Genomic DNA, 15,212 nt, shown 5'->3' on the forward strand with positions numbered 1-15,212 from the left:
ACCTACGCTCAAACTATGAGAACAAAGAAGGAAAGTCGCCTGTAATGCTCCGTGTATTCCTTAACGGAGAAATGGCAAATTTTGGCTCTACGAAAATTTTCGTGGATAAGACAATGTGGAATAATGCCACAAGCCGGCTTAAAGGTAGGACGGCAGAAAGCTTATCCGTCAATGCCGCATTGGACTCTATTTCCACTACATTGAATGGAATTTACCGCAAGTTTGAGGATGACGAGTCCCTGTCATTGGAGAAAATCCGTTCTTTCTTTATAGGAAAAGACAGGGAGTACACGACCTTTCTCCCTATATTCGACAAGTTCAAAGAAGATGTCAGACAGCGTGTCGGACATACCATCAGCAAGGACAGCCTGCAAAAGTACAGCGTTTTAAGAAGGCATTTCGCAGAATTCCTTATCTATAAGTATGGGAAGAAAGATATTGGACTGGCAGAGTTCACGCCATCCGTAGTACAGGACTTTGAGCTGTACCTGAGTACGGCGGCTGGGTGTGCCTATAACACATCAGTCAAGAAATTGAAGGCACTGAAAACCGTGACCATCTATGCGCAAAAGCGTGGCTATCTTCTTCACGACCCATTCCTCAATCATCGTTTCCACTTGGAGCCGGTAAATCGTGGTTTTCTCACGGATGAGGAAATTATGAAGATAGCCAACAAGGATTTTGCTATTCAACGCTTGGAGTTAGTAAGGGATGTTTTCATCTTTTCATGTTTCACAGGTCTGGCATATATTGATGTTTCCAATCTCACACCGGACAATATCGTAACACTTGATGATAAGCAGTGGATTATGACCAAGAGACAGAAAACAAGTGTGGAGACAAATGTTTTATTGCTTGACATTCCCAAGAGTATCATCGCCAAGTACAGTCATAAGACCTATCGGAACGGCAGACTATTTCCCATCCTAACGAATCAGAAAACCAACGCATATTTAAAAGAAATTGCCGACCTTTGTGGTGTCAAGAAGAATCTGACCTTCCATCTTGCCCGGCATACATTTGCGACCATGTCGCTCAGCAAGGGCGTTCCTATGGAAAGTGTGTCGAAGATGCTGGGACATACCAACATTAAAACGACACAAATTTATGCCCGTATAACCAATAAGAAGATAGAACACGATATGGAACAGTTGGCTGGCAAGTTAGACAAGTTCAAAGTTGCTATGGGCATCAACTCAAAATAATGTACAACCCTAAACCAAGAAGATTATGACAACAACAAAGAAAGAGCTTTCCTACTTCCGTTTGAAGTTAGAGACTTATCTTAGTGAGCATTTCCCCGAAATGCTGAGTAACGACCCATTCATAACGGCAAGAGCCGACGAAGCACTTACCTCCTACTGCGATGCAGTGGCACAGGGCTTCTCGCATCCCGAAGCAGAGACAATGGCAAGTGAAGTCTTATACCAAGGTTTGCACTTTTCCAAGTATGACACGCTTGTATCTGTCTTAGAGAATGAGTTCGAGAAAGAGCTGCCCTCCCCACTCCCTGAAAGACTGGTGCCAATACTTCTGAAGAATAAGGCTGTGCAAAGCATTTTCAATAAGTACGAACTGACAGACGACTTTGGTGCAAGTCCAGAGTATGAGAAACTCTACACCGAACTGACAGGGACAATCGTTCTGCTCATTGAGGTCAATGGTCTGCCAACGATAGGCGGTGAGAACATAACTTGATGTAACACCATCGGGAGCTTTTGTAGTTTCAAGAGCCAAGATAAACGCTCCGCTCCACACACCAATAGTTTTACAAACACTTGGCTTTGTGTGGAAGAGTATCTTGTTATTGCTCTTGAACTATTAAAAGCTCCGATATGAATACAATCATCATGAATCAAGACGTTCACACACCTACCTTCATCAAGGCAGACGCATCGAACAAAACCGATAATATCAAGCAGCAGCCGACTTCTCCCAAGCAAGTCCGTCACTTCGGTTGGACACGCTTCATCGAACTCACTATCCTGCTTTCTATCGTTATCGGTGCCATTTGGCTTATCTCGAAGATTGTAACGCCGCAAGTCGTAACCACCGTGTCAGTCATTGCAGGTTTTCTGATGCTGCGCTTTATTGTCAGAGTCATTCTCCAAGTTACCTTTACGCTGCTAAAATACATATTTTGGATTGCCTTTCTCGGTGCAATTTTGCTCTGCTTGCTTTGAGCAATAAAAGGAATAACTTTTGTTTATTTCCATGAAACTATGTACCTTTGCATTCCTTGTAGTTCCCACTGGACAATAAAGTTCAATGGATAAAAGCTACAGGTTAAAATTATGAAGATACATAATATTAGACATCTCTATTCTTTTTAGACCTTATGGAATAGAGCTCTGTCTCAAAATCTCAAAAAGGTCCAGTGTTGTTAGAACAAGCCTGTACATGTTCGTGCGTATACACGTTTTCGCCTTGGCAAGTGGGAGTTTGTAAGAGAGCATTGTAGAAGTTACCCTAAAAGGTAATATGTTTAGTCCTATCAGCCTTGCCAGCTGATGGGCGGTTTTTATCGGGTGGTTATCTCGCATTTTGAGATAGCCACCTTTTCTGTTTTCCACTATGGGCGTTGCACTTTCGCTTCCTTTCCAATGCTCCACAATATGCGAAATGAAGAAGACGGATGCTGTTCCCTTTTTATCCGCAAAGGTAGTACGGGGCTTGTGGCTTTCCCAAGGTCAGTGCCACTTGGTTTGTCTGGAAAATCTCCACACCTACGGGTTGTATTTTCCGCCAAAACCTTGTGCAAGCCCACCCCGCTACCTCTATTTTGCTACAAAAAGGACGAGTTGTTGAGGGCTTGCCCGAAAAATCAGCATACTCCGATCTTTGGACGCATAAAAAAAATGTCGCTATGGATAAGCAAAAAGTAAATACAACATCTTCGATGAAAGAAAAAGGATATAGATCCTCCTCTCATTACCGCATTAACCCTATGGCTGAAAAAAGTGAGCAAGTGTTGGCAATTAAGTTTGTACAATGGGATGTTCCCCCTTTGGAGAGCCTTTGTAATAGCAAAGTATATCTCCTACGTATGAAACTCTATCGTGGTGAGTGTATGAGCCGTGAAGAAAAGAATTGGCTATGTGAGGCAGTGAACTCAAACACCTATTTCCGAACAGCCGTTCCCTTACAAGGCTATCGCTTTGATTTCTTTGATGTACTGAAGAAATATCTTGTCAATCAGTATGGACAATGGACAGAGTATTACGCACCCAACAGAACAAGCCTAAGAGCCTACCTATATGGGCGCATCAATCAAATAGTAGAAATTCCCAAGTATTAACAACATCAAAACATATACGACAATGAAAGGAACAGAACATTTCACACGGACAATAGCCGAATATCTTAATCAGCGTGCTATGACAGACCCCTTGTTTGCCCCTAACTTGATGAAACCGAACAAGAATATCGAGGAGTGCATCACCTACATTCTTAATGAAGTGCAGAAAAGCGGTTGCAACGGCTTTGATGATGATGAAATCTTCTCTATGGCTGTTCACTACTACGATGAAGACGATATAGAGGTGGGTAAGGCTATTTCTTGCCAAGTTGCCGTCAATCACATTGTAGAACTCACAGAGGAAGAAAAAGCCGAAGCAAGGCAGGAAGCCATTAAGCAATATCAGCGTGAGGAACTTGCTAAGTTACAGAGCCGTAACGCACGAGTGAAAAAGACTGAGAACGCGACAACCCAAGTACAACCATCACTATTCGATTTTTAAGCCTATGAAACCGAGAAACAAATTTGAAAAGGCAGTTTTGGAACAAAGCAAGCATCTTCGCCCGATAACCACGACACAAAGTAAGTGGGCATTTCGTGAGTGCATAGACCACTTCGCCTACCGCTTGCCAAAAGGTCGCACTACTTGTATGGATTGTGGGCATAGTTGGGTAATGGACAAACATAGAGAAACTTGCACTTGCCCTCATTGCAGGGCAAAGTTGCAGGTCAAGGAAACATACGAGCGCAAGTTGCAGCAGAAGCAGTATTTCACCCTACTTACCACTTGTGGAGAGTTTCAAGTATTGCGTATGTTCCTACTTATTGTGGGTATGGAGAAAGGTTACAAAGCACAGACTTCTATAATTGAGATTGGGCAATATTGGTGGAATATGCAGGGACGAAAAGCCGTAGTTGCCATACAGAGGGTATTGGGACACTATGTTGATACATTTTCCTATTATAGTCCTATGGCGATACGCAACGATAATGAAGCCTATCAGCATATTGCCTACTCACCGATATATCCGAAGTTCAAGGTTACAGACATACTTCGTAGAAATGGTTTTAAGGATAATTTCTATGGCATCGTACCTACCCAGCTTATTCCTGCATTACTTACAGACAGCCGAGTGGAAACATTGCTAAAAGCAGGTCGCACAGAGCATTTACGTTACTTTCTTGGCAACAAGAGAACTTTTGAAGAACTATGGCAATCTTACAAGATTGCAGTCCGTAACGGCTATGAGATTGTGGATATTTCCCTTTGGAGTGATTATGTAGATATACTTAGAAGATTAGGAAAGGATATTCATAATCCAAAATATTTATGCCCAACAGACCTTAAAGGCGAACACGACCGCAGACACGAGGAGCTTCTCAGAGTGCGTGAAAGGGAGGAGATAGAACAGAAGCAAAAGAAGGCAATGGAAGACGAAAAGCGTTTCAAGGAACTCAAATCCAAGTTTTTCGGTATCTGTTTTACAGATGGCACTATTCAAGTCCACGTATTAGAGAGCGTGCAGGAGCATTTGGAAGAAGGTGTATCAATGCACCATTGCGTATTTTCTAATGCATACTACCTTAAGGAAGACTCCCTTATCCTTTCGGCTACCATTGAAGGCAAGCGAATAGAAACCATTGAAGTATCATTACAAACTTTGGAAGTGGTGCAAAGTCGTGGAGTGTGCAACAAGAACACGGAATACCACGAGCAGATAGTAAACCTTGTCAATGCCAATCGAGGTCTTATAAGCCGAAGAATGAAAGCAACAGCATAAAGTATGAACCATTAAATTATCAGAGATATGAAAACAGAGATTGAAAACATTATCTACAATTGGGCGGACGAGATACCGCATATTCTCATTAGGGTTATTAATGCAATAACCCTATCCGACAACAAAGAGGAGTTAAGGTCGGCTATCAATAAAATAGCCGAAGAAACAGAGCTTGACAAGTTCTTTGCATACGGCTATGGCGCACATCACTTTTGGCTTTATCACAAGAAAAATAAAATCAAAAGTGACGTTGGCTCTCTTTAGCTAAATCACTGATTTATAAATGAGTTCTTTTATTTGTCACTTTTGATTTTATTAGTGCTAAACAAGTCCTTTCAAGAAAGTTTTTAATTTAGGGTCTTTCTCCCAAGTCCTTTCTATTACCGGATTTGCTATATCTTCATACGCCTTTTCCAATGCTTCTCTTTTTAATTTAGAATCTGCTCTTGCATAAATTTCTGTTGTTTGTATTGAAACATGTCCGAGCAGATCTCTTATGTATATAAGATTAACTCCAGCCTGCAACAAGTGCATTGCTCTGGAATGCCGGAGTACATGGGGACTTACAACGCTGGGGAACAACTCTGTATTTTTTATTTTGGCAATGGAGACATATTTTTGCAATATGTATGTCACACCCGTAGTGGTAAGCTTTTCTCCCCAACAATTACTGAAAAGAGGACGGCTCCGATCTGTAAACGAATCCAAATCCTGTTCTGCCATGTATTCTACCAATAGATGCATTATTCCGTCCTCTATTGGAACGATTCTTCTTTTTGCCCCTTTGCCCAGTAATTCGATCGTATAGGGTTTTGAAGCCCTGACAGACTCAGGGGTTAAATCAATGATTTCTTGTACTCGTGCTCCTGTGTGGTACATCAAAGCCAACAATGTCATATCCCTTCGCCCATGTTTCGTGTCTTTAGGTACTTGTCCCAACAAACACTTTACCGCATTAATCGAAAGATAAGAAATGCTTTTCTTAGAATCTTTTTTCAGCCGTATGGTACAAATGTCTTTCCATTGTGACATATGCTTTGGATCTTCATAAATCATAAATCTGAAAAAAGAACGGATTGCCGCGTATCTTTGGTTTCGGGTGCTTGCAGAACTCCGACGTTCGTCTTGAAGCCAATTAAGAAAACTCACAAGCGTTTTTCGGTTGATATGGCCAAATGAAAGGTTCTCTGCTTTCACTTGTTCCTTGTCTTGCATGTAAGTAATAAACAAGACAAACGTGTCACGATATGAACGTATCGTATGATGACTTGTTCCACGTTCCTTGACAAGGTATTCCATGAAAAACTTTTCCACGCACCTCGCAAAATCTTCATATTCATTCATTCTTGTATAATATTAAATGTTTCTGTCCTGCGCATATCGATGCCGGATATGACGTTTGGAAATTCGCTTATTAACTCTGGATACATACTTTGGGTAAGTCTTAGGTAATACTCTGTATTCATGGGATTTTTATGTCCCATGAGGGTTGCAAGAATTGGAAGCGTGCAGTATATGTCCATCCCGTTACGAACCATATTAACCATAGTGTGAACACATGCCGTATGACGGAGATCATGTACCCTTGGCCCGTCATGATTGCCGACATAAGGCATTCCGGCATTGATTATTATCTTATGAAACCACCGGCTTACCGTACTGGAATCAATTCTTTTTCCCGTACCGGATACGAACAGATAGCTGTCCGAGGCGGTAATGCCGGGGATGGATAGTCTGTCCCTGTAGCTTATATATTGTCGTAATACAATTTCAAGGCTTGTGTTTATAGGGACAAAACGCTGAATGTGATTTTTGAGACTATCCACGACAATGACATGCCTGTCAAAGTGAACATCTTGATTCCGAATCTTCAACGCTTCGTTTATTCTCAATCCTGTACAATAAAGTAACCGGATTAACGAAGGTAACGCCATTAATACTGTATGGGAATGGTATTGGCCTGCAATTCTCAGCCTATCACACTCTTTAAAAATTTCTTCTATTTCCTCATGTGAAAAGACATAAGGAATAAAATCTGACGGAGGGTTCTTATGAGGGTACGGCATGTAACAATCATTCCCGACTGTGCACATATATTTAAGAAAGGCTGTCATCATTAGTACCTTAGCATGCACCGTAGTACGCTTACGGTTGACGGATGCCCACTCATACCAGCCATCATATATTTCTTTGGTGATTTGTATGGAAGTCAGATTGTTCTGTTGAAAATAGATATCCAATTCATGAAAGAACCATTTGGTTTGAGTTACAGCATGTCCGACAGCCTCTTTCTCCTTGATATATGCATACATATATGGTGAAAGTACGCTGCTATATTTCATTTGATTAACCATACAGAACACCTCCTTTCTGATTATAAAATTCATCATTAACAGGAGGTACGGAAAGAGAACACTGCAGCAAGGTATTAATGTCAATTTTCAAATAAGAGAGTGTGGGTTCGGTTGTACTGTGCCCGAGTACTTCGGAAATAACAGGCATAGAGGTCCCGTTTTCTAACATTCGTGCAGCCAAACTGTGCCTTAAGCTATGGGGACCGTGATGCCTTTCTTGAAATTTGATACCTGCTTCTCGAAAATATTCCACCAGAATACATCTGAAAGTTCCTATTGACAACGGTCGGATTGGAGGGCTCAAAGATAGAAAGACAGTCTTCAGGTTCGACTGCGGACGTACGTAACGAAGATATTCGGCTAATGCGTTTCCGACTTCAGCCAATAGAGGAAGAATGATATCCTTTCCGGTCTTTTGCTGGGTCAATCGTATGATATTATTCTCCCAGTCCAAATTGTCAAGGCTGAAACCTACTATATCAGAACCCCTTAGACCTAATCTGGAAGCGAGCAATATCATGGCATAATCTCTTTTTCCCTTGCTGCTACTTCTGCAAACCGCATGCTCAATAGCCAACACTTCTTCTTTCTCGTAATAAGAGGGAAGTTTGGTTCCTCTCTGACGAGGCATGTTAATCAAAAGTTTTGACAAGTCCCTGTTTATCTTACCTGTCGTGAAAAGATAGGAAAGGAAACGCCTTAATGAAGAAAAGCAGTCCGACTGTATATTATGCCGTGAACTGATGAAAGCATAAATGTCCTTATCCGACAATGTAGAAAGTTTAATTCCATGAATCTCCATCAATACAGAAAAGTTATTCAGTTGAAACCTATACTGTCGGACCGTTTCTTTACGGACACGGCTTTCTTCACTGTATCTCTTTATAAACTCCAATGCCGCCAAACCTATTTCTCCCGGAAATGGATAGTCTTTGTATTGGTATCGAGAATATTGCGGGACAACAAAAGTCTCTTGTCCCTCAATATAAGCATTTAATGCTTGAATTGCAGGTATTACTTGCCGGCATCTGTACTTGTTTATGCTCTGTTCGTACAGATAGTTGATACATTGTTCACCTACATGGGAAGTATATTCACATACATCATGCGATTCCATATATCTACAGAGAAAGGCACAGCCTTTGAGACAGCATCTCATCTGCTCTGCCGATAACTTGTAGACAAAAAAAGCCTTTTCCGCAAAAGGAATCAAATCTTTACGGGCTACTGATTTTATTTGCATAATCCTAAATATTTAACAGATGACAACTTTGTCAACCTAATGCAATAATAAGGATTTTGACTGATATTATCTAATAAATATTATCACAAGTGTTACTGAAAAGCAGATGATAAAAAAATAAGCACGACTTACTTTTGATTTTATTTTTCTTGTGATAAAGCCAATTATCAAAATCTTTTGATAATTGGCTTAAACACCGCAGACTGTCCAATGGAGAGCCAAAAGAATACAGATTATTAAAAGTTGAATTTTAAGATTATGAAAAAGAAAGTTTACAGAGTTCGGACGCAATACATCTTCGATGGAGTGTTTGATGTGGTTGCGGAGAGCAAGGAAGACGCACGGCTAAAAGTCCTGCAAGATTGTGGGCTGGTTATGGGAGGAAGCGTTCACAGCACTTTGCCCGATGACGAAATAAATTGGGCTTTCTCCGCACACCCCGATGTAAAGATGACACAGATAACCGTTCAAGAAGAACAGACTGAGTAATGCGGTCGGCAGATTTGCCGACCGCTCCTTTCTTTTGTGAGCCTAAGCGGATAAAGAAAGGAGCAAAGAAGTCATTGTTCCAATCTGAAATAAATAAAGACGCAGAAGTCTATCTGTATATTACTATTTTTTTATACTTTTGCAGTATCATTTCATTTATAATATAAGATTGCATATGAATACATTAAGTGAAGAAAAACTAAAAAATATTCAAGAACAATTATCCAATGAACAAAAATTGGTTTCTTTTGATATGAGAGAACTCACTATAGAGTTTTATGTCGCAAAGTATCTTACAAATATAGATAAAGATGATAATGAAATATATGTGCCTGACTATCAGCGTGAATTTGTTTGGGATATTACTAGACAGTCTCGATTTATAGAATCATTATTATTAGGATTACCTGTACCTTTTATATTTACGGCAGAAATTCAGGAAACAGGGCGTCTTGAGATTGTTGATGGTTCTCAACGTATTCGTACAATGGCTGCATTTTTATCAAATGACCTTCAATTAAAGGGGCTTGAAAAATTGACGGAGTTTAATGATATCCGATTTGAGCAATTACCTTCAGCTACTCAACGAATGTTTAAAAATATTGCTATTCGTATGATAGTTCTATCTTCTCGTGCCACAGAAGAAGTACGAAAAGAAATGTTTGACCGTATCAATACCAGTAGTGTTCCTTTGGTTCCAATGGAAACACGTCGTGGCGTTTATCGAGGTGAGTTTATGACTTTTATAACAGAACTTGCTAAAAGTGAGAAGTTTAAAGTCTTGTGTCCTTTTACTAAGTTTGCAGAAAAACGACATGAAGAAGAAGAACTAATCCTGCGCTTCTTTGCATTCATTGATGCGTATCCTAACTATCGCCAGGTTGAAAATAAAGGAGTTGCAAAATACCTTGATGAATATCTTGATAACGGAAATAAGAATTTTACGGAAGACGAACTAAAAAATAAGAAGGTAGCATTTGACCAGATGGTGGATTTTATATCAAAGACTTATGAAGGACAAGGGTTTGCCAAGAAACCAAATGCAGTAGGTGTCTCTAAACCATATTTTGAAGCAATAGCTATTGGCGTTTATATGGCTTTGAAAGAAAATCCTAATATTCAGCCCCATAAATTAGATGGTCTTATTGTTGACAAACATAATAGAAATAGTTTCTTTGAAACCATAGAAGGACGCTACCACACTCATACGGCAAAAAAAATATTGAAAAGAATAGATTACGTGAAAACTTCATATTTGGCAGATGCAAAAAAATAAATTCAATCAAAGCATTGAGGATATCAATGATTTTTTCTCTTTATTAGAATTTATTGATTCTATTGAAACATATAAAAATATCATGTTGCCAAATCCAACAACGACTTCGGCACTATTAGTTACTTCAACTCAACAAAAATGTATGAGAAGTCATGCTGTCTTGATGTTATACAATATAATCGAAGCAACAGTTGTGGAATGTATTTTAGCGATATTTGATGCTATAAAAGATGAACATCTAAAGTATCATGAACTTGAAGATTCTTTGCGTGACCAATGGTTAAGATCTATGATGACCACTGGAGATTCAATTAAAACCCGTATTGCACGAACTAAAAAAATAATAGGCAACATAAGCTCTGATATACTTTTCGCTAATGCGATAGGACGTTTTAATGGGAATGTTGATCTTAAAACGATCCTTAATGTATGCAAAGATTTTAAATTACAATTGGGAGCCATACCAAATAAAGAAGCAGTCGCTATTACATTGAAGGCTGTTAAGGATGCACGAAACCATCTTGCTCATGGAGATATAAATTATTCTAATTTTGGATCAACTATATTGCTTTCTGATATAATAAAATATAAAACAGATACATTGGATTTCCTTTCATTCTTTATAAATCAAGTCGAGCAATACATTTCAAATAAGAAGTATAAAAAATAGATATACAAACAAATAGAAGCATTATTAGGAAGACTAATGGTCTATATTGAGGACTCTGATGAAGTCACCAAATTCATCAGAGTTCCAAATATGGTCAAAGGGAAAACAACAAGGCAAATTCTACCTGTCTGCGTTTCACCAGTTCTTTCAAGACCTTTCCCTTGTATCGGCAGAACGAAACATACTCCCGATAGATATTTCTGTCTCCTGCCTCAATCTTTCGCAACAGCCTACTTTTGGGGTACTTTCCATAACCAAACAATCGTCCCACACCCACATTATAGGCAAGTAGGCTGAGCAGCAGGGCATCCTTGCCATAGCCCTTGAAGTGTTCGAAGCATTTCCAAAGGTCGGCACGGAGTAGCGAGTTCGCCTGTCGTTCCGTCATATTGGAAGAGAAATGCTCGCCCGGCTGCAGCTGATGCCCATAGCCAACATACGGATAATTCTTCCAGTTGTGCAGTCCCTCAAAGTATTTTACTACGACAATTATGAATACAACTTTATTATGGAAAGTCTTCTGAGAAGTCCATTGATATCTAATGATATGAACATATAACTTTACAGTTAGACTTTCCATAATAATTACTTACCATACCCTTTCAGCCATTGAAGAAGACTTACGTTACCTTCCCATTGTGCCTTATTCGCATCGTTTGATGTTATGGTCAATGACACTTTTTCAAGTGCTTTTCTTTTCGCTTTGGAATCTGTACGAGCATATATTTCGGTTGTTTCGATAGATACATGTCCCAACAAATCTCTTATATATACCAAACTTACACCTGCTTGCAGAAGATGCATCGCTTTGCTGTGACGAAGCATGTGACAGCTTATTCTCCCGGGTATGATTCCTTTATTCTTCTTCCTTGCCAAATCCGAATATGTCTTCAGAATATATGTAATTCCCGCTCTTGTAAGCCTTTCTCCTCGGGTATTGTAGAATAGAGGATGCTGAATGGAGGCACTTTTCAAAACATGCTGCTCGCTTTTTAAATAAATGCGGAGTATGTCCACAATGCTCTTGAACAGAGGGACAATGCGGGTTTTTCGCCCTTTGCCTACAATTCGGATAGTATATGGCTCAACATCCAGTCTGACGGAATCTACAGTCAGGTCTGCGAGTTCCTGTACCCTCATTCCCGTTTCATACATTAGAGCCAATATCGCCAAGTGCCTCTGTCCTTTTGGCGTGTTCGCATCAGGCTGTTCCAACAAAAGTTTAACACCTTCCAATGTCAGGTAATTAAGTTTGCGCTCCATATCCCTCATTGCCGGGATTGAACGGATTTTCTGCCATTGTTCCATTCTTCCGACTTCAACATATTGCAACCATGTTGAAAATGATTTTATAACGGCCAGACGCTGGTTTCTGGTCTTTACAGAACAATGCTTTTCGTCAGTAAGATGATTAAGAAAGCAGAGTACGTTGTCCTTAGTGAAGTTTTCCAGTCTGAGCTTCTCCACCTTTATTCCTTTCTTTTCTCTCATAAATTCAACATATTGGACAAATGCATCCCTGTACGACAAGATTGTGTTAGGGCAGACATTTCGTTCATGTGGAAGATATTCGGATAAATATCTGCTAATTTGTTTTGCAAAATCGGTATCTGTTCTCATCGTCAATCGAGTATTACGTTATAAATGAAGGCGTCCATTCCCGTACTTTTCTGTGCCACCTCGGGATACATCGCCTGTGTCAGTCTTACATATTTTTCCGTCGACCTTAATGTGCGATGTCCCAATGCGGCAGACAGTATGGGCAGGCATGTATAGAGATCCATACCTTGATTGACCATTTGCAGCATGGCATGCACCGCGAAGGTATGCCGCAAATCGTGTATGCGCGGACCTTTCTTGTCGCCGACAAAGTTTATATCGCACTTGTCGAGAATAGACCTGAAATAAAGTCTGACGGAATCTGACTTGACTGGAAGACCATCCAGTTTTATGAAAAAGGGATTGCCGGGATTGGTAATATAATTGGCAGGTATTCGATTCCTAAACGTCTCATACCGTCGTAGTTCTGCAACCATATCATCTCCAAGAGGCACAAGTCTTTCATGACCGTTCTTTGTTTTTCGAAGATGGATATAATGCCTGTCAAGAAAGACGTCCTCGTTTTTGAGTGTTGTAGCTTCTGACACTCTCATCCCAGTGCTATATAGTAACCTCAGTATGACAGGTATTGCCATCAATGCCGCATTTATATAGTTTTTGCCATTCCCGAGTTTGTCAGACTCCTTAAATATCCTCTTCATTTCCTCTTTGCTATATATGTAAGGAGTGAAACTTGACGGCTTGTATCTCGGCAATCTCGGGATATAGCATTCACAGCCGTGCCGCCCCATAAGTATTGCCAACTCTCTCCAAACGCAGAATTTATGGTAAATGGTAGTTTCACTATCATTTACTCTGCCCTTTCGCCACTCCTTTATCATTTCTTCACTTATACAGGGGTTCCGTAAATCCCGGCTCATGGCAAAATCATCAAATTCTTTCAATATGTATTTCATTTGTTGGGCTGAATATCCAAAAGAGAGCTTGACGTTCAGCATAATGTCCATGTATGGAGCTAAAACGCTCTTGTATTCAACTTGTTTAGTCATAAAAATATCCTCCTTTCTGCATATAAAAACTATCCGATATTGAAGGAACCGGAAGAGAACATTTCCTCATAGATTGAATATCCACATTAATATACGACATGGTTGTCTGGCTGTTTCTATGCCCAAGTGCCTCAGATATTACGGGGATAGAGGAACCATCTGCCAGCATGGCTGTTGCGAGGGAATGCCGAAGACAATGGGAACCGTGATGGCGTCCGTTGATTTCGACACCGGACCTGCATATTATTTTTGAAATGATACATCCAATAGTGCTTCCGCATAGTTTTTCAAATGGTGGATGGCAAGACAGGAACACTACTTCCTCATCGGACCTCTTCCTTCCATATCGTAAATATTCAATTATGGCATTCCCCACATCGGCAAGCAGGGGCAATTCCACTTTCCTGCCGGTCTTTTGGGTGATTATTGTGATTAGGTTCTTTTCCCAATCTATATCTGAGAATTTCACATTGGCAATATCGTGAGCTCTTAGCCCCAGCCGTGAAGCCAAAAGTAGGATGGCATAGTTCCGTTTTCCGACTGGATTGCTCCTTTTAACGGACTGTTCCACTAAACGGACTTCATCTGTGGTGTAGAATGAGTATACACGTTCCTTTTGCTTGACCTTGTAATTCTTAAAGAAATCCAGCCACGATGGATTGATGATGTGTTCAGAAACCCAATAAAGAAACAAGGTCTTTACAGAGTGAAATACCTGCGTCTTGTTCGATGGATACGCTGCGACAAAGGAGGTAATCGCAGCTTCGTCTATTTCTACAATCCGTGAAAGTCCACGATTTTGCAGATGCTTTTGAAAGCCACTAAGGATTCTTCTGTAATCACCTAATGTTTTAGGGCTTCTACGCAGTTCCTTGAGATGGTTGAGATATTTTTCCATTTCCGTGGTGAGAAAACCTTTCAGTTCATACTGAACATGGCACCAATTCCTTCTTCGGATTTCTCCGTTTTCAAGCATGTCATTCAGTATCCTTATACTGAGAAGTTTCTCTTTAAGTACAGGTCTCGTAGGCTCACTGGCAATAAGTTCTTGCACGAACAATTCACCAACATCAGAAGTATATACTGATTTACTAGAATTGTTCATGAACTTTACAATTCCACTTGTCCATAATCGTTGGATTTCTTTGATGCGATTTGGTGTATAACCTCTCGCGGAAAGATAATCAACACATCTGTTGATTAATGTTTGAATTTCCTGTTGTTCCATAGGTCTAATATTTATGATTGAACATATATTAACGTGAGTTCGACGAATTCAGAACAATGCAAGCTGTGTGTCCATAGTCCTTTGTACATTATTAATACAAGGCTTCTTTGGAAACAGACAATAGGCGGCAATGGCTCCTAATAAGTTGACGATGAAATTGTCAAAGCATCTATGTCTGGAGTGCTCTACTTGTGCAATGTTCTTAAGTTCATCATTCACCGTTTCTATAATGGCTCTTTTTCTGAGTAAAAGTCTGTCTGAAACACTCATTAAACATCCTTTCATGTTACTTTTCAATTTGGTTATAAGCTGTATTCCGTCAAC

At 40.0% G+C, this 15,212-nt stretch carries 18 protein-coding genes; 10 read left to right on the top strand and 8 right to left on the bottom strand.

The features are described 5' to 3' along the window. The 7 genes from D464_RS0111950 to D464_RS0111990 form a co-directional block, all read left to right on the top strand. A partial coding sequence (locus tag D464_RS0111950; RefSeq protein ID WP_018911577.1) for a site-specific integrase occupies positions 1-1,205 on the top strand: 1,205 nt, incomplete at its 5' end. 25 nt (positions 1,206-1,230) lie between these two features. Further along, on the top strand, positions 1,231-1,698 hold the full coding sequence (locus D464_RS0111955) for a DUF1896 domain-containing protein (protein ID WP_018911578.1): 468 nt from the start codon (positions 1,231-1,233) through the stop codon (positions 1,696-1,698). Positions 1,699-1,835: 137 nt separating this feature from the next. Continuing rightward, positions 1,836-2,183, top strand: a complete 348-nt coding sequence (locus D464_RS0111960) for a hypothetical protein (RefSeq protein WP_018911579.1) — start codon at positions 1,836-1,838, stop codon at positions 2,181-2,183. Positions 2,184-2,866: 683 nt separating this feature from the next. Beyond that, positions 2,867-3,298 (top strand): hypothetical protein, encoded by a 432-nt coding sequence (locus D464_RS0111975; protein WP_018911580.1) that lies wholly within the window; start codon positions 2,867-2,869, stop codon positions 3,296-3,298. Positions 3,299-3,320: 22 nt separating this feature from the next. Continuing rightward, positions 3,321-3,740, top strand: a complete 420-nt coding sequence (locus D464_RS0111980; RefSeq protein WP_004343791.1) for a PcfK-like family protein — start codon at positions 3,321-3,323, stop codon at positions 3,738-3,740. A gap of 4 nt (positions 3,741-3,744) precedes the next feature. After that, on the top strand, positions 3,745-5,019 hold the full coding sequence (locus tag D464_RS0111985; protein WP_018911581.1) for a PcfJ domain-containing protein: 1,275 nt from the start codon (positions 3,745-3,747) through the stop codon (positions 5,017-5,019). Between the two features lie 27 nt (positions 5,020-5,046). Beyond that, entirely contained in the window at positions 5,047-5,283 is a 237-nt protein-coding gene (locus D464_RS0111990; protein ID WP_018911582.1) for a hypothetical protein, read from the top strand. A 57-nt stretch (positions 5,284-5,340) separates the two neighbouring features. Here the strand turns inward: D464_RS0111990 and D464_RS0111995 are convergent, their stop codons facing one another. Genes D464_RS0111995 through D464_RS0112005 form a run of 3 tightly spaced genes read right to left on the bottom strand, consistent with a single transcriptional unit; the run spans position 5,341 to position 8,616 of the window. After that, positions 5,341-6,363, bottom strand: a complete 1,023-nt coding sequence (locus tag D464_RS0111995) for a tyrosine-type recombinase/integrase (RefSeq protein WP_018911583.1) — start codon at positions 6,361-6,363, stop codon at positions 5,341-5,343. After that, positions 6,360-7,373, bottom strand: coding sequence for a tyrosine-type recombinase/integrase (locus D464_RS0112000; protein ID WP_232726875.1), 1,014 nt, complete (start codon positions 7,371-7,373; stop codon positions 6,360-6,362). Before D464_RS0112000 ends, D464_RS0111995 begins: the two co-directional genes overlap by 4 nt. Beyond that, the gene (locus tag D464_RS0112005; RefSeq protein ID WP_018911585.1) at positions 7,366-8,616 is read right to left on the bottom strand and encodes a site-specific integrase; all 1,251 of its coding nucleotides are present in this window, start codon (positions 8,614-8,616) and stop codon (positions 7,366-7,368) included. The genes D464_RS0112000 and D464_RS0112005 overlap by 8 nt, the downstream gene beginning before the upstream one ends. A 258-nt stretch (positions 8,617-8,874) precedes the next feature. Between D464_RS0112005 and D464_RS0112010 the strand changes: the two genes are divergently transcribed. The 3 genes from D464_RS0112010 (at position 8,875) to D464_RS0112025 (ending at position 11,051) form a co-directional block, all read left to right on the top strand. After that, positions 8,875-9,105 (top strand): hypothetical protein, encoded by a 231-nt coding sequence (locus D464_RS0112010; RefSeq protein ID WP_018911586.1) that lies wholly within the window; start codon positions 8,875-8,877, stop codon positions 9,103-9,105. 175 nt (positions 9,106-9,280) lie between these two features. Beyond that, on the top strand, positions 9,281-10,381 hold the full coding sequence (locus tag D464_RS0112020) for a DUF262 domain-containing protein (protein WP_018911587.1): 1,101 nt from the start codon (positions 9,281-9,283) through the stop codon (positions 10,379-10,381). Beyond that, the gene (locus tag D464_RS0112025) at positions 10,368-11,051 is read left to right on the top strand and encodes an MAE_28990/MAE_18760 family HEPN-like nuclease (RefSeq protein WP_018911588.1); all 684 of its coding nucleotides are present in this window, start codon (positions 10,368-10,370) and stop codon (positions 11,049-11,051) included. Before D464_RS0112020 ends, D464_RS0112025 begins: the two co-directional genes overlap by 14 nt. Positions 11,052-11,145: 94 nt before the next feature. Here the strand turns inward: D464_RS0112025 and D464_RS12800 are convergent, their stop codons facing one another. The 5 genes from D464_RS12800 to D464_RS0112050 all read right to left on the bottom strand — a co-directional run. Beyond that, entirely contained in the window at positions 11,146-11,631 is a 486-nt protein-coding gene (locus D464_RS12800; RefSeq protein WP_018911589.1) for a glycoside hydrolase family protein, read from the bottom strand. A 5-nt stretch (positions 11,632-11,636) separates the two neighbouring features. Next, positions 11,637-12,671: a site-specific integrase gene (locus tag D464_RS0112035; RefSeq protein ID WP_018911590.1), complete on the bottom strand. Its 1,035-nt coding sequence runs from the start codon at positions 12,669-12,671 to the stop codon at positions 11,637-11,639. A 2-nt stretch (positions 12,672-12,673) separates the two neighbouring features. Further along, positions 12,674-13,312 (bottom strand): tyrosine-type recombinase/integrase, encoded by a 639-nt coding sequence (locus D464_RS14025; RefSeq protein ID WP_238309167.1) that lies wholly within the window; start codon positions 13,310-13,312, stop codon positions 12,674-12,676. Positions 13,313-13,652: 340 nt separating this feature from the next. After that, positions 13,653-14,888 (bottom strand): site-specific integrase, encoded by a 1,236-nt coding sequence (locus tag D464_RS0112045; protein WP_018911592.1) that lies wholly within the window; start codon positions 14,886-14,888, stop codon positions 13,653-13,655. A 48-nt stretch (positions 14,889-14,936) separates the two neighbouring features. Next, a partial coding sequence (locus D464_RS0112050) for a transposase (protein WP_018911342.1) occupies positions 14,937-15,212 on the bottom strand: 276 nt, incomplete at its 5' end.

The sequence above is a fragment of the Prevotella veroralis DSM 19559 = JCM 6290 genome (assembly GCF_000377625.1).
Lineage (GTDB): Bacteria > Bacteroidota > Bacteroidia > Bacteroidales > Bacteroidaceae > Prevotella > Prevotella veroralis.